14 protein-coding genes, 1 pseudogene and 1 CRISPR repeat array are annotated in these 22,051 nt (G+C 44.1%); of the genes and pseudogenes, 13 read left to right on the top strand and 2 right to left on the bottom strand.

The annotated features are described in order from the left end of the window. Positions 1–32 precede the first annotated feature (32 nt). On the bottom strand, positions 33–347 hold the full coding sequence (gene grxC, locus QUA24_RS08405; RefSeq protein WP_333165275.1) for a glutaredoxin 3: 315 nt from the start codon (positions 345–347) through the stop codon (positions 33–35). Positions 348–598: 251 nt separating this feature from the next. On the opposite strand from grxC, the gene QUA24_RS08400 reads away from it, so the two are divergent. Beyond that, a complete protein-coding gene (locus tag QUA24_RS08400) occupies positions 599–814 on the top strand; it encodes a hypothetical protein (protein ID WP_172188518.1) in 216 nt (71 codons plus the stop codon). A 174-nt stretch (positions 815–988) separates the two neighbouring features. On the opposite strand, the gene QUA24_RS08395 is transcribed toward QUA24_RS08400, so the two are convergent. Then, entirely contained in the window at positions 989–1,855 is an 867-nt protein-coding gene (locus tag QUA24_RS08395) for a WYL domain-containing protein (RefSeq protein WP_333228777.1), read from the bottom strand. 88 nt (positions 1,856–1,943) lie between these two features. Between QUA24_RS08395 and QUA24_RS08390 the strand changes: the two genes are divergently transcribed. The 12 genes and pseudogenes from QUA24_RS08390 to QUA24_RS08335 all read left to right on the top strand — a co-directional run bounded on the left by QUA24_RS08390 (position 1,944) and on the right by QUA24_RS08335 (position 21,789). Continuing rightward, positions 1,944–2,153 carry a hypothetical protein gene (locus QUA24_RS08390; RefSeq protein WP_333228775.1) on the top strand — a complete coding sequence of 70 codons (210 nt, stop codon included), beginning with the start codon at positions 1,944–1,946 and terminating at the stop codon, positions 2,151–2,153. Between the two features lie 63 nt (positions 2,154–2,216). Further along, positions 2,217–4,763: a hypothetical protein gene (locus QUA24_RS08385; RefSeq protein ID WP_333228773.1), complete on the top strand. Its 2,547-nt coding sequence runs from the start codon at positions 2,217–2,219 to the stop codon at positions 4,761–4,763. 2 nt (positions 4,764–4,765) lie between these two features. Beyond that, positions 4,766–5,710, top strand: coding sequence for a hypothetical protein (locus QUA24_RS08380; protein ID WP_333228771.1), 945 nt, complete (start codon positions 4,766–4,768; stop codon positions 5,708–5,710). Between the two features lie 3 nt (positions 5,711–5,713). After that, on the top strand, positions 5,714–6,526 hold the full coding sequence (locus tag QUA24_RS08375; RefSeq protein WP_333228769.1) for a hypothetical protein: 813 nt from the start codon (positions 5,714–5,716) through the stop codon (positions 6,524–6,526). 4 nt (positions 6,527–6,530) lie between these two features. After that, the gene (gene cas3, locus QUA24_RS08370) at positions 6,531–9,269 is read left to right on the top strand and encodes a CRISPR-associated helicase Cas3' (RefSeq protein ID WP_333228767.1); all 2,739 of its coding nucleotides are present in this window, start codon (positions 6,531–6,533) and stop codon (positions 9,267–9,269) included. A 43-nt stretch (positions 9,270–9,312) separates the two neighbouring features. Then, complete coding sequence (gene cas6 / locus QUA24_RS08365) at positions 9,313–10,155, top strand: CRISPR-associated endoribonuclease Cas6 (protein ID WP_333228765.1); 843 nt, start codon at positions 9,313–9,315, stop codon at positions 10,153–10,155. A gap of 354 nt (positions 10,156–10,509) precedes the next feature. Continuing rightward, entirely contained in the window at positions 10,510–11,103 is a 594-nt protein-coding gene (cas4, locus tag QUA24_RS08360; RefSeq protein ID WP_333228763.1) for a CRISPR-associated protein Cas4, read from the top strand. A gap of 22 nt (positions 11,104–11,125) precedes the next feature. Beyond that, complete coding sequence (gene cas1d / locus QUA24_RS08355) at positions 11,126–12,130, top strand: type I-D CRISPR-associated endonuclease Cas1d (protein WP_333228761.1); 1,005 nt, start codon at positions 11,126–11,128, stop codon at positions 12,128–12,130. Between the two features lie 15 nt (positions 12,131–12,145). Beyond that, complete coding sequence (gene cas2 / locus QUA24_RS08350; protein WP_333165245.1) at positions 12,146–12,418, top strand: CRISPR-associated endonuclease Cas2; 273 nt, start codon at positions 12,146–12,148, stop codon at positions 12,416–12,418. Between the two features lie 254 nt (positions 12,419–12,672). Continuing rightward, a CRISPR array of direct repeats spans positions 12,673–18,917; the repeat unit is 37 nt; unit sequence GCCGAAAACAACCTAAAACCCTATCAGGGATTGAAAC. A gap of 44 nt (positions 18,918–18,961) precedes the next feature. Beyond that, a pseudogene (locus QUA24_RS08345) lies at positions 18,962–19,147 on the top strand (transposase); the annotation flags it as partial. 124 nt (positions 19,148–19,271) lie between these two features. Further along, positions 19,272–20,390: an alkene reductase gene (locus tag QUA24_RS08340; RefSeq protein WP_333228759.1), complete on the top strand. Its 1,119-nt coding sequence runs from the start codon at positions 19,272–19,274 to the stop codon at positions 20,388–20,390. A 391-nt stretch (positions 20,391–20,781) separates the two neighbouring features. After that, a complete protein-coding gene (locus QUA24_RS08335; RefSeq protein WP_333228757.1) occupies positions 20,782–21,789 on the top strand; it encodes a protochlorophyllide reductase in 1,008 nt (335 codons plus the stop codon). The last annotated feature ends 262 nt before the right edge of the window (positions 21,790–22,051 follow it).

The raw sequence follows: 22,051 nt of genomic DNA, 5'->3' as shown, positions 1-22,051 counted from the left end.
AGCAGGTGGAACCAAACCCAACCTACACTAATTTAAACTGCTGGTTGAGCTAGCAGCGAATCTAACTGTCCTTCTGCATCAAGTTTGTGAATGTCATCGCATCCGCCTACGTGTTGGTTATTAATGAAAATTTGGGGCACGCTGCGGCGTCCGTTAGCGCGTTCGGCCATTGCTTTTCTAGCGGCTTCGTCGCCATCAATTTTGTATTCCGTGAAATTTACGCCTTTCCACCACAGCAAAGTTTTGGCGCGGATGCAGTAGGGACAGGTTTGCCAAGTATAGATTTCCACATTGGCTTTGATGCGATCGGGCTTGCGACCCAAGATGGGATTAAGAAAATCAAGCATTTTTAGTACGGGGGTAAGGGTGGAACTCATTTAGAAATCATACCCAATGTATAAATTCTGCTGGTATGGGCGCATCTGCCAGAGGTGGGTTTTAAGCTGTCGGGCGATCGCCCTGTGACCCAAGTCACAACTTTACTGTATTCGGATCACTTGCTTTCACCCCTGACAATCACCTTCGCGGCCTCATTAATATCACCGATCTTTTGAGGAAAGCAGAAGATGATAAATATATCGAATTCAACCGCACTGCCATGCACCCCGTACAACTCCTCCCCGGCGCTATCTCTGAAATCCTCGCTTCTGTAACGGATACAGGCGTTTTGACTCTGGCGGATCGCTACGGTTTGATGGCCGCCACCTTCGACGACTCTCTAAATGATGAAGACAGAGGCTGTGTCAACCGCTTGTTGCGGGCGGTGCTCCGAGGCCGAGTCCAAGTAGTCAACGAACTTTCCGCAGCATTCTAATCGGGATTTGAAGTTTTGTTCTGAAGGCAAGGTGAGTCAGCGGTAGATGAAAATAGTGGAAACTCAGGCAGGAGTTGAAACAGCAGTAATTTGAATTCGATTTAAAGTTTTCTCCTCTAACTCAACAACGGTTTATTTGTCAAAGCAGCCTTTACCGGCTGCTTTTTTTTTGATTTAATCGCGGATTTCCAGGTTGTACTGGCGACAGAGGGCGATCAGTTTTTGTTGGAATCGATCGCGCACGGTGTCTGGAGACACAATGACGCAATCTTCGCCGTAACGGAATACCTCCCGAATCAGCCAAAAGGGATTAGAGACGCGCCGCACGACTTGGCGGACATCTCCGATGACTTGATCTTCCTCACTGATATCTTTTTGCCTGCGTTCGTAAGCTTTTACCATGCCACGATAAAAGTGTAAGTACACTTTCAAAAAATCTAAGCCTTCCTCGCGCCACTCTCCGTCCATTGGCTCAATAGCCTTGATGCGATCGAACCGCAAAGACCGATTGTGAACAAGTTCGGGATAGTCGGGATTTTTGAGATCGTTAGTCTCTTCGCACCAGATTTCCAAGTAAAAGCGCTTTTCTTCAAAGGAAATCTCCGCGTAGCGCACTGTAAACTCCAGTTCCTCGTCTTGAGCGTTCAGGTAGAGCAGGCGGAAAGGTTGCTGGTTATTGAGGTGTTGATCGACGTGAGTTCGCCATGCCACGCTAGGCTGATTAGCTAATTGCCAAAGCGATTGACGCATCGGCGCTTCAAGCTCTCCTTGGTCTAACAGCAGACTTAAAAGGGTTTGAGCTTGTCCGGCGTGACCTGAATCTGTCAGGATTTTAGTGGCTTGCAGTAGCGCTTCCACCTGAGTCTGGTTCAGGGTAAAGAGTTTGCGGACTTCCGGCGTTTGTTGGGCGATCGCGACGATCAACCCCGAAGGACTGGGACTTTTGCCCCAGAAAATGTTCAAGCGGCGAGCTAGCTCCTCTAGCTGCTCCTTGGTTCCCGGCGGAACTGACAGTGTAAGTGTTTCTTTTTTCCTAGACATCTTTGAAATATACTTGCATTATTCATAATAATCTGCAATACTCTACTTATTGTACTTAAGAAAGCCTGAAAGCTTAAGGCAGCCTCCCATGAAAGAAAGTCTTACTGATCGCCTACTGCAACTGATGTCCGATGGGCAGTGGCACTCAACAGAGGAACTGGTGGCAAAAATCAGTCATCGGTTTTCCGCAACGCAGCACGTTTTGAAGAAGCGGGGTTACAAGTTTGATAAGCGACGGATAGAAGGACAGCACCACGAATATCGGTTGGTGACGAGTCCGAAAGCGAGCGCTTCTTAAATAAACTTTCTCAGATATTGGGGGTAGTATCTACTACTCCTAATATTCAGCTACTGGAGGTAAATGACTGTGAATTGGAAGCAACTCTCTTTGTTTGATGATTTGGATGAACAGCCTCAAAAAGTCTCAAATGAAGACGCTATGGATGAGATTACTAACTCTGACATCAGCATTCTTTTGAGTGCCTTAGCTGCTAAAGTTATTTCTGACCGTCAAAGGTCAGAAGTAATTACTAAATTAGCAAATCAGTCAGAGGCGGTAGCGATCGCGCATTCCTTCAGCGACTCTGGTCTAGTTAGAGAACTCAGACTCAGGCGCAGTCAAGAAAAAACTCAGCTACCAAAACTCACTTTCACAGGCGATCGCGTTATCTATCAAAATCAAGAAATTGGCAAAACTCAGATTCTGTACAAATCGGCGTTACCAGGAGAGCTACAAGCCAGATTATCTATTGAAAGCGCCATAGATGGATTTTTAGAGTATTTGCAGAAGCAATATCAAATAGCGGTACTCCATGAAAGTGACTATCACGTACAGGTTTTTATTCCCCATCGAAAAGCACCAGCAGACTTTAGTCAATATTGGCGAGAGTTTATCGAAAATATTGCTTTCTCAACTTATGGGGATACCAAGCACAATTTACCAGGATTAGTACAGACATTCATTGTCATGCTCAATAGTGTCACTCTAGCCGGACGCGGTTTCAGTACCTTGGAAATTCCGATTTTGACACAAGAGCAATCTAATGTTTTAGCCGCTTGGTATTTGGCAGTTGTTAGAGAGGTAGAAAAGCGTCAAACAGAGCGTCAGAAGCAAATTAAGGCTCTCAAAACAGAAATAGATCATCCTGATACAACTGATAAAGACCGCAAAGTTTCAGAAAAAAAGTTGCTAGAAAAGGAGGAGATGCAGTTAAAGGAAGCGAAGAAGTACAACGAAGCTTTTCAAAAGTCCTTTGGTAAAGTCCTGGAGGAGCAACAGTCTATAGGGCAAGAGCTAAATCAAATTAGAAGGGAATTGGCAGACTCAGGGTTAACGAAAGCACAGAGGAATAAGTTACAAAAACAGCAAGCTAAGCTAGTTACTCAAATCATTTTTACTCAAGAGTCTGTCCAGCAAAAGATTCATTTATTTGCAGAGTCAGAGGGTGAACCATTTAAGTTTATTCAGTGCGATCGCCAACAAAACCCCGATCGGTTTAAAGACATCGTTAAGATTTCTAAAATTTTCACCAAAACTGCTACAGACCAGATCAACTCAACTCGCGGGGATATTTTTACTCAGTGTATTTCAGAGATGTATCGCCTGTTGGAAAATCCGCCAAACGATCCACGCCCTGAACCATTGCTGAGTGAACAGCCAAGTATCAAAGAAGTGCGATCGGCGGGAGATGACGGCAAACATTTTTGTTACTCCTGTGGCGTTAGTCTCCAAGATGCTAAATGGAAAGTAGCCAGATTTATGTTCGAGCGACCCTCCCAGCGTCGTCAATCATCATCAAGCGAAGATCGACCCTATATTTGTGCTTCCTGTTCGGCCTTGGCTTTTGCTTCACCCCTGAAAGTTACTGATGAAAGTATCATTTTGAAACTTGAACCTGTCAATCAAAGTGAACCTGCTAAACTCAAAGTTAAAGACTACATTAGAATGTTAACCAATAAAGAGTTACATTTAAGTGCAGGTCGATATGTAGTTTTAGCCTCCGATCGAACTGGTGGCGGTGATTTAGCATCCCAGAAAGTCGGTCAAGTTCAATATGCACTAGCAAAAGTAGCTTCAATTTTTGCCCTTGAGGTTTTAGCTGATTTTAAATTCTCGCTAATTATTCAGGGAAGTCAGCCAAAACAGTTAGCCAGCAGACATCTAGTTTTCATTAAGGGATTGATCGAAGGCTACAACCAATCAATTGTAATTACGGCCAAGGAAATTAATATGACTCTAGGCGATGCTGTTCGTTATATAGAGGAAGATTTACCCTTTCTTGCTGAATACGATGTGACGAAGGCTGCTGCTAAAGTCAACTCTTTGCAACTAGAGAAAGTTCGCCAAATCTACTGGCAAATCATTCAAGAAGACTTAAAATTACAAGGAGTAAATATGAGTTCATCAAACCAACTGGCTAAACGAGCCAAATTATACAAGGATGTGACTGCTTTAACAGGCTTAACCTATGCCTTTGCTCAATCTTTAGAAAGTACAGCTAAAAAGGCAATGAAAACAGAAGATGCAGAAAGAGAAGTAAGTAAAATTATTGAAAAAGTGGATGATGCCGTTGCTTTTTGCTACTACGCCACCCTTGGCGATGAGAAAAAAACCAATGTCCAAGCAAGACTTTATTGCAACCCGGAAAACTACTTTGTTTATGAACAGACAAAAAAATTATTGGAGGAATTAAAAATTACCAACCGAGAAGAAAAAGATGCCGAAAAACAGCAAATGTGGCTAACGCTCTACGCTGATGATGTGATGAGAGCTTATACCTACTTTTCTGAAAATGGCTACAGTCAAGACCGAGAGTGGAATGAGTTAACTTATAACTTAAAACTTTCTCTATACACTCGTTTTCCTGAATTGGTTCGCAAAGTGAAATCTACAACGGATAAAAACTAATCATGGCTGCTAAAAAATCTCAAACAACTAATGATCAAACTGAAAATGGTTCTGAGACTGCTAAGGAATCCAAAGTAACCAGTGGATTACCCAGAACAGATGAAAAGAACCCTCGTATGCACTTTGATATTTATGCTATTCTTGAAGGTTCGCAGGAGCTTTATTTTGGACATGAAGTACAAGTCAATGTCAACTTAGTGGAGATAGTGAAGCTAACTACTAAGGATGGGAAATCTATCGAAAAATGTTATATTTCCCCAACGAAACGGCGAGGCGTTGAGCGACGTTGCTTGCTTTGGGCACCTGTGAAAAGTGGGGAACTGCTAGGAGATAAACAACAGTGTGGCATTCCCAAAACTTGCGCTAAACCTGCCTGTCCTATTTGCGCTCCCTATGGCGCACTTGACCCAGGAAAAAGCACTTTAATTGGTCGTGTTACTCACGGTGGCGGTGTTGCTGTCCAAGATATCTACCCAGTAGAGAAGCAACGGGCAATGCACCCGGCACGTCTAGTAAATCAAAAAGATGAAACACCGATACCATTTAAGCGCCAGTACAATCAGCCTGGTATTCTCTATCCGGTTTCTAATCATGCGTTGAGTATTACCGATCGAGATTTTTACTCTGTAGCCTATGCTTTTTTGGATTCTTTACCGCGCATAGGTTCAGGAAATCCCAAGGGAATTGCGATCGCCGAATCCGAGAATCAAACCCCTTTGCTAGTTGTCGATCGCTACTTAGTACCCAGAGGAAAACGCCCGATTATTTCTCCATCTGTAACAGATCCAGAACAGGCGATCGCAGACTTTATGCGCCTTGCCCAATATCCAGAAGATAATACCGATCGCATCCAAGCAACTTACTTCGATCGCTGGATTGGAAATGCAGCATTAGAGAAATTACAAGAATACGCCGCGAACTTCGTTGAAACCGTTTTACAGGCGTGATCTATGTATTGCATAAAACTCACCATCACACCTACGGCAGCAATGACATTCCGCATTCTGCCGGGGTCAATTCTCAATATTGCCACCTATCCTTTTGTACCGCCAACAACTCTATCGGGATTTTTACGAAGGCTAGGAATGCTCAGTGTAGGCTTAGAAATTCCTGAAACTAGAATCAACAAAGATGATCCCCCATTTTATGCTTTACCCCGTCATTATGTTGAGCTAGGAGCCTATCCTAGCTCAAACACTTGGCGGGGAGTGCATAAAACCTATCGCAAAGGAATGCGCGAATTTAATCACGATGTATTTTCCCGATTGTATGTGGAAAAAGACAAAGCTAACTTTCAACTTCACACTTGGGAATATTTAATTGTTGAAGAACTAACGGGTTATGTCGTCAGCGAATCTTTACAAGGTTTAGAACATTTCCAAGACGTAGAAACCTACGGCTGCAAACTGGGTAAAGAAGGCTTTGCCGTTGTGACAGAAGTTTTTACACCCATTGAGTTAAAGCGCGAAACAGTTACAGCTTATCCATCAACAATTGTGCCGATGGAATCACTGTTACAGAGTTCTCAGTTTGTTGGAGGTTGCGATATTTACAACTTGTACCGTTACAACTGGTCTGCTGGTTCTGAAATTGATTCAGAAACAGAGGGATTTTTAGACCAAAATCGCACTCCTGTAGATGGATTTATTCCTTTTGTTGCCGCTTACTACCCGCAAGCTTTTAACTCTCCACCTACTCTTGATTGCTACACCGACGGAGAAATTTATCTCCCCCTTTCCCTTATCAACCTGCTAAGAGATTAAGTTTATGGCTAAGTCAGAACGTCAGCGTCCCTATAATTTTGGTCGTGTCTTTTTTCCTAGTGACCCCAATCCAGAACCCGGAATTCCTAATGAAATCCGTTTTCAGCCTCTGGGCAATCATGTTGGGAATGTCATCAAGTTAGTTGAATACTGGGAGCGAGATGACTTTCCTTGTTCCTCATCCTTTGAACGGGTTAAGGAAGCAGCCAAAATTCACGACAAAGGCAAACCACAAAAGTTTGAGCTGCGAGTTGAAACTACCAGCAAAGGCATTTTCAAAAAATATATTTACTCTTTCAGAGGACATCGGTATTTAGCAGAAAGCAAAGATGCGTGGGCTGAGTCTTTGGCGAAAGGACACCACGATTTTTCGGTGAAAGATATCTGTCGTGATACTTATGAATTAAAGAAACATCCAGAGTATGTAAAAAATCTCGCCGAAGAACCTTTAGCTTATGCACGAGAACTTTACATTTTAGAAATGTGCGATCAAATTGAAGCTGAGTTAGCTTGTCGGGTAATTGGAGATGACGAGCAAGCCGAGTCGCGCACTTTCATGGATTATACCATTGCTAAGAATGATTCCGAGCAAAATGTTTATCGAGTTGACCCTTGGATTTTCTTGCCCGACCAAATTGAATTAACTTTTGACTATTGGTTGTTTTGTCTTTCTGAGGATGACAAGGCTGAGTTGAAAAAATGTCGGACAGAAAATCGAGATGTTGACTTAGGGAAAAAGTTAGACGCAATTGCTAAACAATGGTGGCAAAAGCATCAAGGTCAGCCAGAAAAAGCAGAACCTCGAAAAGTTACGCTCAAACCTTACTTGTCAAACAAGCAGTTTCAAAATCGAGATTGTGAGTTTTGGTATCAGCAGTTAGCTGGATTTGCACCTAACCCCATGCAAAAAATAATTTTTGAGGTAATTGAACAGACACAAAACCCAGCTTTTTTGCTCAAATCTCCTACGGGTTCTGGCAAGTTTGAAGCGATTTTATTTCCGGCCTTATCAAAAAATAGTCGTTTAATTTTGCCACTACCTGCTCGGAGTTTAATAGAAGACCAAAAACAGCGAATAGAAAAGTATTTAAAACGTTTTTCTGATCTGAATCCAGACCGTGAAATCTCTTTAGTCATCGATACGGGTTCTCAAATGCAACGCTGGGTTTATCGCAATGGAAAAGAGGAACCTAAAGCGAGGACTTACAATCCCAGACGGCATCTGTACAAGGCAGATGTCATTTTAACGACATTGGACAAATTTCTCTACCGTTATTTTGCCTTTGGAGACAAGCAAAAGTCTTTTGTATTTCCCTTGAGGATTCACCGGGACAAAACTGGCGATGAAAAAACTATCATCTGTTTTGATGAGGCTCACAGTTACGATGAGATAGCATTTACCAATTTTCAAAGTTTAGTAAAGTCACTTTATGAAGCTGGGCGATCGCTCATTCTGATGACAGCTACCATGCCACAGGAATACATCTATCGCTTTGATTATTTAGAAACGATCGATTATATCGGTACTGCCGATGATTCGGTCAAAGCTGAACAGTTGATTAATTTCCAGAAACAACACTTACAACAGCCTTATCTCAATCGAAGAAGTTTTGAATGGATTAACGACATCGAGCGCAACTCTGAAAATCCTGCACCTTTTCAAAAACGGATTTGTGAAACGGTAACTAAAGAATGGCAATCTAAATCGAATTGCAGAATTATTACCGTGGTTCAAACTGTTAGAGATGCCGTTGCTATTTATGGGCAACTTTCAGATAAGTTGAAACTGACTGAAAATACAGAATATAAACAACTATACCTTTACCACGGTCGTCTAGACCATCGAGTCAGGCAAGAGGTCTATACCCAACTAAAACAACGAGAATATAAGGCTCAACCTTATATTCTCATTACCACCAGCGCAATTGAAGTTGGATGTGACTTGAATAGTGAGGTTCTTATTTCCGAAATTTGCCCACCTGAAAACTTAATTCAAAGAGCAGGGCGCTGTAATCGGAAAGGGGATTTTCCTGATGCTAAGGTAATTGTTCTGGGTAAAATTGAGGGCAGTCGTATCCCTTTTTATGCTCAAACTTTGGAGGAAGCTGAATGGCAAGACTATCAAGAAACTCTTCAGCAATTAGAAAGCTTTGACAGCCATAAAATTGCCGAACATATCACACGATCGCAAAAAGTTGATGACTACCGAGTAGTCGAACTATTCTCGATGCTCCATGACTATGTTTACAGTGCTGACTTAACTTGTCAACCCGCTCACGAAAAAGGGCTAGTCGTTACTCGGAGTTGGACACCATCCGCAACATTAGTTTATGACGATGGGACTCATGGCGACCAAATTGAAAATATGCCTCAAGTGACAGTGCCAATTGACCGTTTAACCATCAAAAAAGACAATATCAATCAGTATGCTAATACTCATGTTTGCGAACGCTACTATGACCAAGAAAATACATCCTGGGAAATGCGCGGTTTACGCTGGGGCTTTGCCTATCAAAAAGAAATTGTCATCAAAATAAATCAAAGCAATGATGGTGCATTTATGCCAGATGGCAATCCAGAATATTCCTATAACCCAGAACTAGGTTTTGTAGAACTGCCGGGAGTTTTCATCAAGCTGAAAACAAATGGGTTTGATGAAAAATTATTATATCAGTATGGCAACACGGGTCAGAAAAAATCAGTAATTATTACATACACCAAGGCATTAGAGGAGACGACTTAACAGCGATCGCACCCTCATCAACACAACCAACCATTAACCAAATATGCCACACAGCCTAGTCCTCAACATCCTCCCCCTGGCCCCAATTCCCCCCGGATACCTCACCGGAAGACACCTGCACGCCCTCTTCCTCACCCTCGTGAGCTCCGTTGACAAAAAACTCGGCGATCGCCTCCACGATGCCACTGCCCAAAAATCCTTCACCCTCAGCCCTTTTCAAACTAAAAAATGCCCTTTCAAAAAACACCATTTCCTGCAATGGGAACACACAGAACCGATTCCAGAACACACCCTCTGTTGGTGGCGGATTACTCTGCTTGATGACACTTTATTCGGCCAATTAACTAATCTTTGGCTGAATCTCAATCCCTCGAAGCCGTGGCATTTGGGCCCAGCCGATTTGATGATTACTAAGATTCTCGGTACGCCCCAAGTAGATCAGCCTTGGGCTAATGCTTGCGATTACTTTCAATTGTACGATCGCGCTTCCGAAACTAATCGTTTAATTGCCTTCAGTTTTGCGACTCCTACAACTTTTCGACAGGGGAAATTTGATTCAGTAATCCCTACTATAGATTGCGTTTTTAATAGTCTCCTCAGTCGCTGGAATAAGTACAGCCCGATCGCACTTCCCGATCTTTCCTTCGATGCACTTTTTTCGACATTTGTCAATATCCGCAGTGAAAAATTGACTAACTATCAAAGCGATTTTGTTGGCATGGTTGGGGAGGTTAGCTATCGGATTTTGGGAGATGTGGAGCCTTTAGTGATTAAGCAAATTAATGCTTTGGCTGATTTTGCGGTTTACTGCGGGGTGGGGAGAAAAACTCCGATGGGGATGGGAATGACTAGACGAATAGTTGTTAAAAAAGTTCTTGATAACTAAACGAAAAACCCATAGTCCGGCAAGGGTTGAAACCCCTGCCTCAAAGCTCAAGTCCTCTTAATAGGACTGCAAGAATAAATGATTAAATTACTCCTTCAGTCGGTTTCAACCTTTGCGCTTACTGTTACCGAGAAGCTCAAAATATCATCAATAATTAAATTACTGCTTCAGTCGGTTTCAACCGACTTTAGCTATGAGACAGGGGTTTCAACCCCTGGCGGACTGGCGGATCAGTGGCGGATCACTAATTCCTCAAATTATTTCGCTCCCACGGCAAAATTAAATGTTTCAACCCCTGGCGAACTTACGGATAACTAATTTCCCATTACTAATCTCCTACAAACCATCAAAATTATGAACGATTTTGATTACATTTCGATTGCAACTCTCAACCAGTATTCTTACTGTCCTCACCGCTGCTGGCGGATGTCTTGTGCGGGAGAGTTCACGGATAATCAGTATACCATTGAAGGGACAACTTTGCACGATCGCGTTCACACAATGGGGGAAATTAACCGCAATGAAACTTGGCAGGTGCGGGCCATTTGGCTGAAATCTGAGCGCTACAAACTGATTGGTAAATCGGATTTGATTGAGTCGGCTGATGGTGAGATTTACCCCGTCGAATACAAGCGGGGCCGAAAGGGAGAATGGGATAACGACGAGTTGCAAGTTTGCGCCCAAGCGCTTTGTTTAGAGGAGATGACGGGGAAAACTATTGCCACTGGATATGTGTATTACGCGCAGTCGCATCAGCGGCAATTAGTGGAGATTTCTGAGGGTTTGAGACAGGATGCGATCGCAACTATTGAAAAAGTCGGTGCTCTTTGGCGATCGGGCAATATCCCTTTACCAGTTTACACCGCTCGGTGTACGGGATGCAGTCTTTTTCCCCAATGTCTGCCCCAAGCTGCCGCCAAAGTCAACCGCTACCAAGAAGCAAGTTAACCTGCAAATAGGAGAATTCACAATGGGAACAGTTTACATTACTCAAGAAGATGCTTTTATCGGCAAAGTGGATGAACGTCTGACGGTTAAAGCTGATAAAAAAAATCTGTTGGACGTGCCTTTAATTAAGATTGATGGGGTTGTTGCATTGGGACGCGCTACAGTTTCGCCGGCTGTCGTTGTGGAACTTTTGGAACGTCACATTCCTTTGAGTTTTTTGACTGCAAACGGACGTTATTTGGGAAGATTGGAACCGGAAATGACGAAAAATATTTTTGTGCGAAAAGCTCAGTGGCAAGCGGCTGGGGAATCGGAACAAGCCGTGCATTTAGTTAGGGGATTTGTCCGGGGAAAGCTCAAGAATTACCGCAATTCTTTGTTAGAATTTCAGCGCAAATATTCTCCCCAGGAATTTGAAAAACCCATTGCACAATTGAAACAAGTCATCGCGTCTATTGACAAAACTTCCAGTATTAATTCTCTGCGAGGATTGGAGGGGGCGGGTAGTGCGACTTATTTTGGCTGCTTCAATCAACTGATTCGGGTGCCGGATTTTAGCTTTGAAGTTCGCCGCCGCCGTCCGCCTACTGACCCGGTAAATTCTCTGTTAAGTTTGGGATATTCTCTGCTGCGGCACGATGTTCAAAGTGCAGTGAATATTGTGGGATTCGATCCGTATTTGGGATATTTGCATTTTGAGCGCTATGGGCGTCCTTCCTTAGCGCTGGATTTGATGGAAGAATTTCGACCTTTGGTAGTTGATGCTGTAGTGTTGAAAGCGATAAATTTGCAGAAAGTTTCCCCTAATGATTTTACTGCAGAACCGTTGAGCGGGGCGGTTTCTTTAACAAAAGAAGCGCTGCACAATTTTTTGCGACTTTACGAAGAAAAGAAGCAGTCAAAGTTTAAGCATCCTGTGATGGGAAAGTTGTGTACTTATCAAGAAGCTTTTGAAATTCAAGGGCGGTTGATGGCTAAGTATTTGATGGGTGAAGTTGATAAGTATCCACCTTTGATTCTGAAATAGGGAGGCAATTAAGTTATGTTTGTTTTGGTTTGCTACGATATATCTGAGGACAAGCGCCGCACTAAGATTCACAAGATTCTCAAGTCTTATGGGGAATGGAAGCAGTATTCGGTGTTTCATTGCGACGTGACGGATACCGAGTATGCCCGGATGCGCCAACGTCTGAGTAGGGTGATTAAGTCGGAAGAAGACAGCATCCTGTTTCACTATTTGTGCGCTTGCTGTCAGGGCAAGATCGAGCGGATTGGCGGCCGGGCACCGATCGATACTACGATCTTTATGGTGTGATTTTGCGTCTGGCTGTAGGTGTTGAACGGAGGGGGTGAATTTTAATGGCTGAAAGCTTTACTAGGACTGGGTTTGCAGTGGTTTGTACCTCATGCGGGTCAGACGCAAATGCTGAAAGCTTTACTGGGAGAGAGTTTGAGGTCTATTTGAATTTTGCCCCCTTGACAGGGCGATCGCCCAAACGGTATATTGATTGCAGTCAGACGCAACTGAACCTTGAAAACCTTATATTTCAAGCCTCCCAGACCCCGGCGGCCGAAAACAACCTAAAACCCTATCAGGGATTGAAACCCCGTAAACTTAGGAGGACTAGGACTTGCCGAGCCGAAAACAACCTAAAACCCTATCAGGGATTGAAACAACTAATAGATTTAGTCGGTTCACAATCTCCTCAGCCGAAAACAACCTAAAACCCTATCAGGGATTGAAACCAGACTCTATCCGGTTATAGGCAGAATTGAGAGCGGCCGAAAACAACCTAAAACCCTATCAGGGATTGAAACGCGCTTATCTTGCTAGCAATCATTCTCGGTGCGAACCTTCTGCCGAAAACAACCTAAAACCCTATCAGGGATTGAAACCATTCTTCGCTGGCGACCATAACAAACCTCCAGTCGAGCCGAAAACAACCTAAAACCCTATCAGGGATTGAAACACATTTTCTTCGAGGTGAGAATTATATTCGATCCTGAGCCGAAAACAACCTAAAACCCTATCAGGGATTGAAACTTTGCTAACGATCGTATTTGCAATCAAACATCTGGTGCCGAAAACAACCTAAAACCCTATCAGGGATTGAAACTTCTTTTTTGCCGACTGGGAGCTTTGGATATTTTTGAGCCGAAAACAACCTAAAACCCTATCAGGGATTGAAACCCCCGGTTCCCCGATCATAATCTGCTGACAGGAAGCCGAAAACAACCTAAAACCCTATCAGGGATTGAAACCTGAGCATCGCGCTCTGTCCCTGTTGGCTCCCGGCCGAAAACAACCTAAAACCCTATCAGGGATTGAAACAGAGTCTCAATTTGACGCATTATTGCCCGATGTCATGCCGAAAACAACCTAAAACCCTATCAGGGATTGAAACAACAAGAGGAATTAGATTGCATCGCCCAACAAATCGCAGCATTAAGAAAGCCGAAAACAACCTAAAACCCTATCAGGGATTGAAACGAGTTTGGCGGCCATTGATTGACTATTATCTAAAAGCCGAAAACAACCTAAAACCCTATCAGGGATTGAAACTTAATATTTCCTGCATTTGGGCGATAGTTAAAAGCCGAAAACAACCTAAAACCCTATCAGGGATTGAAACGTTTCTGTCATCATTAAGCGGCAATCCTTGAATAAGCCGAAAACAACCTAAAACCCTATCAGGGATTGAAACTCAAATTGGTAACATACTTTCGCACGGACTGTTAGCCGAAAACAACCTAAAACCCTATCAGGGATTGAAACATCAAATCGAGGATTTACCATATAAGCAGCTAAAGCCGAAAACAACCTAAAACCCTATCAGGGATTGAAACCTTGCACGTGCAAGTGCAGAGCATACCCCAACGGCCGAAAACAACCTAAAACCCTATCAGGGATTGAAACTGACATCATCTCGAACAACCCGCCCAAGATATACCGCCGAAAACAACCTAAAACCCTATCAGGGATTGAAACCGCACTTTTGGGATAACTTCAATTCCCAATATATGCCGAAAACAACCTAAAACCCTATCAGGGATTGAAACGCAAGTTGGCGCACAATGCCCAACACTACCCCTTGCCGAAAACAACCTAAAACCCTATCAGGGATTGAAACAACAATAAAAGTAGGCGGGTCGCCGACAATGCAGGAGCCGAAAACAACCTAAAACCCTATCAGGGATTGAAACTACCAGCAGCGTCTTGACCGCCGCCGAATAAGCGCCGAGCCGAAAACAACCTAAAACCCTATCAGGGATTGAAACTCTAGAATCTAGTCAGTTAAGGAGTTTATGTCTAGCCGAAAACAACCTAAAACCCTATCAGGGATTGAAACATAGCCTCACCTACACCTCCATATCTACCAAGAGCCGAAAACAACCTAAAACCCTATCAGGGATTGAAACCCCCGATTGCAGCAGTACCAATCAGCGCGATCAGCCGAAAACAACCTAAAACCCTATCAGGGATTGAAACAGGAATGTCTGAGTTTGTGACATCTAAAACCCTAGCCGAAAACAACCTAAAACCCTATCAGGGATTGAAACTAAAGATTCATTAGCCGCTTCTAATTCGGCAATCCGTGCCGAAAACAACCTAAAACCCTATCAGGGATTGAAACTATTTCAAATATGCTAAAACCCCCGCCCAAATCACGCCGAAAACAACCTAAAACCCTATCAGGGATTGAAACTGTCGATCCGACTAATGGCAATTTTGCCAATGCTTCCGCCGAAAACAACCTAAAACCCTATCAGGGATTGAAACGGGCGATAATATCGGCAAGCAAAACCTGATATTTAGCCGAAAACAACCTAAAACCCTATCAGGGATTGAAACTAAACGCATTACCAGACGGCGCTACCCGCGCAACTGCCGAAAACAACCTAAAACCCTATCAGGGATTGAAACTGGACTGCATACCCTGGGCGGCTAGCAATTTGCGCCGAAAACAACCTAAAACCCTATCAGGGATTGAAACATTTATGAACGAACCACGCTCCCACGATGCCGTGCCGAAAACAACCTAAAACCCTATCAGGGATTGAAACATGATAATGTGGGGCATAATTTATCTCCTTGTTTTGCCGAAAACAACCTAAAACCCTATCAGGGATTGAAACGCCAAATTTTTCGGGTGATTCAAGCATGAAGTCGAGCCGAAAACAACCTAAAACCCTATCAGGGATTGAAACAAACAATCATTAAAACCATGCCCAAACCACAGTGCCGAAAACAACCTAAAACCCTATCAGGGATTGAAACAGTACTTGCCCTAATCATTCCATCAATACCTATTAAGCCGAAAACAACCTAAAACCCTATCAGGGATTGAAACACTTAGAATCAACCAACGCACCGCAGGAATTGATAGAGCCGAAAACAACCTAAAACCCTATCAGGGATTGAAACAAAAAGTTTCCATCTCTGCTGATTGGATTCGCCGCCGAAAACAACCTAAAACCCTATCAGGGATTGAAACGCCTAACTAATTCTGGCAAAAATTCTTGGATCGCCGAAAACAACCTAAAACCCTATCAGGGATTGAAACGAAAAACCCAAATTGCCTACCAAAATGATTAACGCCGAAAACAACCTAAAACCCTATCAGGGATTGAAACAAATGACGAGAATGTTTGAAAAACTAACTGAACTGCCGAAAACAACCTAAAACCCTATCAGGGATTGAAACACTAATTGAAAAGCAGTTGGAGGCAAAACGCAAGCCGAAAACAACCTAAAACCCTATCAGGGATTGAAACTACAGGTGGAATTTCTATAGGGGGAACAACTACAGCCGAAAACAACCTAAAACCCTATCAGGGATTGAAACTACCCAAAAAGCAGCCGACATCAGCCGACCTAACGCCGAAAACAACCTAAAACCCTATCAGGGATTGAAACTTAATGGCTGCTGATGGAGGCCCGCTTTATAGACGCCGAAAACAACCTAAAACCCTATCAGGGATTGAAACAAAATCTTAACTTTGTATCGTCGAGGCGTGACAAGCCGAAAACAACCTAAAACCCTATCAGGGATTGAAACTCAAATATTGCGAGTTAGAATTGTTGACGATTCCGCCGAAAACAACCTAAAACCCTATCAGGGATTGAAACTGGTGGTTGCCATGACCATAGTGGACACCTTCTGGCCGAAAACAACCTAAAACCCTATCAGGGATTGAAACTGCGACCTCCACTAGAAGGCTGCTTGCCCACATTGCCGAAAACAACCTAAAACCCTATCAGGGATTGAAACTTTTCAGTTTTTTTGATCAAGTTCAGGGTAACTGCCGAAAACAACCTAAAACCCTATCAGGGATTGAAACCATGTTCCCCCTCGTGACCGCTGCTACGTGCAAAGCCGAAAACAACCTAAAACCCTATCAGGGATTGAAACGCAGACTTAATCAGAAGAACAGGAGTAGACTTTGCCGAAAACAACCTAAAACCCTATCAGGGATTGAAACGAAGGAGCACGAGATTAAGTAGCCCATAAGTACGCTGCCGAAAACAACCTAAAACCCTATCAGGGATTGAAACCTTTCCACTTCCCGACCTTCGCCGTTCTTAACTTGCCGAAAACAACCTAAAACCCTATCAGGGATTGAAACCTCCTATTAAGGAATCTATTTCCTTGGAAGAAGCTATGCCGAAAACAACCTAAAACCCTATCAGGGATTGAAACTTCCCATTCCTCCGTGATAGCTGCTTCTCTTTCCTTGCCGAAAACAACCTAAAACCCTATCAGGGATTGAAACTTCTCACAGCAGGTGCTGGCGCTAAGGGTGCAACGGCACTCACGCCGAAAACAACCTAAAACCCTATCAGGGATTGAAACAGAAAGACAGCCTTAAAATACTTTACCCTCACAGAAGGCCGAAAACAACCTAAAACCCTATCAGGGATTGAAACCTTTCCACTTCCCGACCTTCGCCGTTCTTAACTTGCCGAAAACAACCTAAAACCCTATCAGGGATTGAAACCTCCTATTAAGGAATCTATTTCCTTGGAAGAAGCTATGCCGAAAACAACCTAAAACCCTATCAGGGATTGAAACTTCCCATTCCTCCGTGATAGCTGCTTCTCTTTCCTTGCCGAAAACAACCTAAAACCCTATCAGGGATTGAAACTTCTCACAGCAGGTGCTGGCGCTAAGGGTGCAACGGCACTCACGCCGAAAACAACCTAAAACCCTATCAGGGATTGAAACTCGAACACACTGCCGGGGACATCAGCTTATATTGCTCGCGCCGAAAACAACCTAAAACCCTATCAGGGATTGAAACGGGATAAGTAGCCGAAAAGGTAAAACCCTAAAGGCCGAAAACAACCTAAAACCCTATCAGGGATTGAAACTGGTTTTGAGGAATTCAACGATTATTGAGGCGGTTTGGGCCGAAAACAACCTAAAACCCTATCAGGGATTGAAACGAATTCCCTTAAGCAAGGACTGGAGACGGGTTGGCCGAAAACAACCTAAAACCCTATCAGGGATTGAAACCTGGGGGCAGGAATTGAATATCGTTTGCGGTAGCTACCACGAGCCGAAAACAACCTAAAACCCTATCAGGGATTGAAACCCAGTGAAGCTTGATAAGTGGAAAAAGAAAGACTTGCCGAAAACAACCTAAAACCCTATCAGGGATTGAAACGTGGATAGCTTAACCGAAAGGTTGTTTGATGCTTGGCCGAAAACAACCTAAAACCCTATCAGGGATTGAAACGTGGAGTACAAAGAGTTAACCAAAGAGGAGGAAGCCGAAAACAACCTAAAACCCTATCAGGGATTGAAACTCTGACGTTGAGACGGCGAACGGCGCTCTTGCTCAAGCCGAAAACAACCTAAAACCCTATCAGGGATTGAAACGCAGGCGATCGAGCAAACGGCGGCGACAGCGCCAAGCCGAAAACAACCTAAAACCCTATCAGGGATTGAAACCTATTGATTTAGTCAGTATGCAATTTCGTCTTTGCCGAAAACAACCTAAAACCCTATCAGGGATTGAAACGAAGGGCGTGATAGAAGGTAGATTTTGGTATGCTGCCGAAAACAACCTAAAACCCTATCAGGGATTGAAACAGGTAAAAGTAGTGCCAATTGACGAACAACTTGAGCCGAAAACAACCTAAAACCCTATCAGGGATTGAAACGTCGGGGTATGAATTATCTTGCTTAGAACTTAGGCCGAAAACAACCTAAAACCCTATCAGGGATTGAAACCCTAGAATCCATACAGACTCCCTCTGGGTAGATGCAGCCGAAAACAACCTAAAACCCTATCAGGGATTGAAACAATCTGAGAACAACCGTCGCCGTGGTCAATCGCGCCGAAAACAACCTAAAACCCTATCAGGGATTGAAACTTTACCTTAGTAGTTTATACAATTGGTATTCATTTAGCCGAAAACAACCTAAAACCCTATCAGGGATTGAAACGCTTGGTCGCTTTTTTACCTTCACCTTCTGCCAGGCCGAAAACAACCTAAAACCCTATCAGGGATTGAAACCTAGAGGTTATCTGTGAGCGAGCTGCGAAATACTGCCGAAAACAACCTAAAACCCTATCAGGGATTGAAACACAGCGCGGCCGGAACCAATCAGCGCCCATCATTACCGCCGAAAACAACCTAAAACCCTATCAGGGATTGAAACACGACACAACCACCATTGCCCATCAAATCCTTGCGCCGAAAACAACCTAAAACCCTATCAGGGATTGAAACCTGACCGCGTAAGGAAATAAAGTATCAGGAATACAAGCCGAAAACAACCTAAAACCCTATCAGGGATTGAAACCTCGCAGCTATCCATCTCCTTACTCATCTCCTTGGCTAGAAACAAGTTTACTTCCAACGCTTCTCACAGCACAGGTGGTGGTCATCGATAATCTCACATTTGATAAAAGTGGTCGGATTCAGGAATTGATTCAAACAGCAGGGTGTAGACTATTATATTTACCGCCATACTCTCCAGAGTTTAACAAAATTGAACAAAGAAGAGTCTTGGCTAAAAAGTCAAACTCGTAAACAGCTTGATGAGTTTGATTGCTTACGTTTTGGCGACCCTTGGATGTCTTGCGCCTGGGAGCATAACACCGGCCGTTGCTATATGTAATTTCCCAGACTCTTCAGTTGAGAAAACCTCAAAATTATGACCACTCAAACAACTTCTCCACTCCTACTCAGTCCCTTCAAAATCGGAGATTTACCCTTAAAAAACCGGGTACTCATGGCACCCCTAACGAGAGCCAGAGCCGGTGAAGCGCGGATGCCCAACGCCTTGATGGCAGAGTATTACACTCAGCGGGTATCTGCTGGTTTAATCATTACAGAAGCTACGGTGGTTTCTACTCAAGCTAATGGTTGGCTCAATACGCCCGGCATTTATTCAGACGAGCAAGGCGAAGCTTGGAAACAAATAGTGACTGCGGTTCATGCCCACCAAACGCCGATTTTCATGCAGCTTTGGCACTGCGGACGAGCTTCCCACAGCAGTTTTCATGAAAACAATCAATTGCCAGTTGCAGCCTCTGCCATCAAAATAAACGGAGAAGGAATTCATACCCCCGTAGGCAAAGAACCCTACGAAACTCCCCGTGCTCTAGAAACCGATGAAATCTCCCTGGTTGTAGAAGATTATCGCAAGGCGGCGGAACGGGCAAAAATGGCAGGTTTTGACGGTGTAGAAATTCACGCGGCAAACGGCTATCTCATTGACACATTCCTACAAACCAAAACCAATCACCGCACTGATTCCTATGGAGGCACAGTTGAAAACCGTTACCATTTTCTTAAGGAAATTGTGGAGGCGATTATCACAGTATTTCCGGCAAACCGCGTGGGAGTTAGGCTTTCTCCCAATGGTATTTACAATGACATGGGCTCTCCAGAATATCGAGAAGATTTTCTGTATTTCGCGGGGCAGTTAAATACCTATGATTTAGCTTACCTTCACTTGGTGGACGGTCTGGCATTTGGCTTTCACGAATTAGGCACGCCGATGATGATAGGAGAGTTTCGCGATGTGTTTGCAGGGCCGCTCGTCGGCAACTGCGGATATACTCAAGAACAGGCTGAAACTGCCCTGAGCAGCAAACTTGCCGATTTAGTAGCTTTTGGTCGGGATTTTATCAGCAATCCTGACTTGGTAGAGCGTTTTACTAATGGTTGGCCACTCAATCCGCCTGCTGAAATGGGCGTCTGGTATTCTTTTGGCCCTGAAGGTTATATCGATTTCCCTACCTATCATGAACCTCAAGCTATTTCTTAGTTAAATTGGTTGGGGCGGGTTTATCAATAAATAGTGAGTATGTGCGTCATAGATAATGGTGAACTCGCCCTAAAAGAGGTATGGTTAATTTTTCAAAATAGGAGTCGGATTTGGAGTCATATTTAATTTTTATCGCCAGTTGAAAGCGAGTATTTATTATTTGTAAAAACACTGCTTCTGGCTCCTGCCTCGCAGTATCAGCCCTCCTGCCCCGTCCTCGCAGTCTCGGCCCTCCAATTTCTAGCTTGTCGGCAAAAGTGAGAGGCTCCCAGTTGAGATCGAGAACGTTTCCTCATATCCTAATAACCATAGGGTACTTCAAAACATCCAAGCTGCTAGCTCAGCGTTTGAGTGCCTGAAAAAAATCAATAGCGGAAGCGCTTTTAACAAGATGGCACAAAATTACAAATCAACGGTTATCATTACCGGCGCTTCCTCCGGCGTCGGTTTGTACGGCGCGAAAGCTCTCGCAGACAAGGGATGGCACGTAGTCATGGCCTGTCGGGACGTGCGGAAAGCCGGAGATGCCGCGCGAGAGTTGGGTATACCTGAAGGCAGTTTCTCCATCATGGAGATTGACTTGGGCGATTTGGAGAGCGTGCGCCGGTTTGCTCGCGCATTTAAGGCCAGCGGCAGGCCTCTGGACGCTTTGGTGTGCAACGCCGCCATTTATATGCCTTTGATTAAGGAACCGCTGCGGAGCCCGGAGGGTTATGAGTTGACGATGACTACCAATCACCTGGGTCATTTCCTGCTGTGCAACCTGATGATGGAAAATATGAAGCCTTCCTATTATTCCGATGCCAGAATCGTGATTTTGGGAACCGTGACTCACAATCCAGACGAGTTGGGCGGGAAGATTCCGCCGCGCCCGGATTTGGGCAAGTTTGAAGGTTTTGAAGCGGGTTTCAAAGACCCGATTTCGATGGTTGATGGCAAGAAGTTTGAACCGGTCAAGGCTTACAAAGATAGCAAAGTTTGCAATGTGCTGACGATGCGGGAATTGCACCGCCGCTTTCACGAATCCACTGGGATTACTTTCACTTCGCTGTATCCGGGATGCGTTGCGGATACGCCGCTTTTCCGCAACCACTATCCTTTGTTTCAGAAGCTGTTCCCGCTGTTTCAGAAGAATATCACCGGGGGTTACGTGTCGCAGGAGTTGGCGGGAGAAAGGCTGGCGATGGTGGTTGCAGATCCCGAATACAAGCAATCTGGGGCTTACTGGAGTTGGGGGAACCGCCAGAAAAAAGATGGTAAGTCTTTTGTGCAAAAGGTTTCTCCCCAGGCCCGCGATGATGAAAAAGGCGAGCGGATGTGGGAGTTGAGCGCTAAGTTGGTGGGATTGACTGACGGAGCTCAAATGGGTGCTGCGGCTAGTGCGGGCCGCTCTGCATAATTCAAAGTTACAAATCCCCTTGATCAGGCTTGGCGGTTGAAACGGCGTCTACGCACAGGATGTGGGTAGACGCGGACTCAATAATAAAGGGGGTATTAAAGTCGGATTTGGTATGATGCACCAAAATCAAAGGAACCGGGTTTTTTAGTGGCTCTGCAGGCTGTAACTCACATCTTGCACTATTCTTAACCCTCTTTTGTCACTCTAGGCAGAAGAAAAGTGCAAATAAGGGATATTGAGGTTTTGAAAAATTGAACGAGTT

This window comes from Microcoleus sp. Pol12B5, from assembly GCF_036701335.1.
Classification (GTDB): Bacteria; Cyanobacteriota; Cyanobacteriia; order Cyanobacteriales; family Microcoleaceae; genus Microcoleus.
The sequence above is the reverse complement of the archived record's forward strand: the minus strand, read 5'-3'. Positions and strand labels throughout refer to the sequence as shown.

Excerpts from the sequence above, each read along its gene's own strand:
- QUA24_RS08335 (WP_333228757.1), top strand. The coding sequence starts at position 20,782 with ATGGCACAAAATTACAAATCAACGGTTATCATTACCGGCGCTTCCTCC.
- cas4 (WP_333228763.1), top strand. The coding sequence starts at position 10,510 with ATGAACGATTTTGATTACATTTCGATTGCAACTCTCAACCAGTATTCT.
- cas6 (WP_333228765.1), top strand. The coding sequence starts at position 9,313 with ATGCCACACAGCCTAGTCCTCAACATCCTCCCCCTGGCCCCAATTCCC.
- QUA24_RS08400 (WP_172188518.1), top strand. The coding sequence starts at position 599 with ATGCACCCCGTACAACTCCTCCCCGGCGCTATCTCTGAAATCCTCGCT.
- QUA24_RS08395 (WP_333228777.1), bottom strand. The coding sequence starts at position 1,855 with ATGTCTAGGAAAAAAGAAACACTTACACTGTCAGTTCCGCCGGGAACC.
- QUA24_RS08390 (WP_333228775.1), top strand. The coding sequence starts at position 1,944 with ATGAAAGAAAGTCTTACTGATCGCCTACTGCAACTGATGTCCGATGGG.
- cas2 (WP_333165245.1), top strand. The coding sequence starts at position 12,146 with ATGTTTGTTTTGGTTTGCTACGATATATCTGAGGACAAGCGCCGCACT.
- QUA24_RS08340 (WP_333228759.1), top strand. The coding sequence starts at position 19,272 with ATGACCACTCAAACAACTTCTCCACTCCTACTCAGTCCCTTCAAAATC.
- QUA24_RS08375 (WP_333228769.1), top strand. The coding sequence starts at position 5,714 with ATGTATTGCATAAAACTCACCATCACACCTACGGCAGCAATGACATTC.
- grxC (WP_333165275.1), bottom strand. The coding sequence starts at position 347 with ATGCTTGATTTTCTTAATCCCATCTTGGGTCGCAAGCCCGATCGCATC.
- cas3 (WP_333228767.1), top strand. The coding sequence starts at position 6,531 with ATGGCTAAGTCAGAACGTCAGCGTCCCTATAATTTTGGTCGTGTCTTT.
- QUA24_RS08385 (WP_333228773.1), top strand. The coding sequence starts at position 2,217 with ATGACTGTGAATTGGAAGCAACTCTCTTTGTTTGATGATTTGGATGAA.
- cas1d (WP_333228761.1), top strand. The coding sequence starts at position 11,126 with ATGGGAACAGTTTACATTACTCAAGAAGATGCTTTTATCGGCAAAGTG.
- QUA24_RS08380 (WP_333228771.1), top strand. The coding sequence starts at position 4,766 with ATGGCTGCTAAAAAATCTCAAACAACTAATGATCAAACTGAAAATGGT.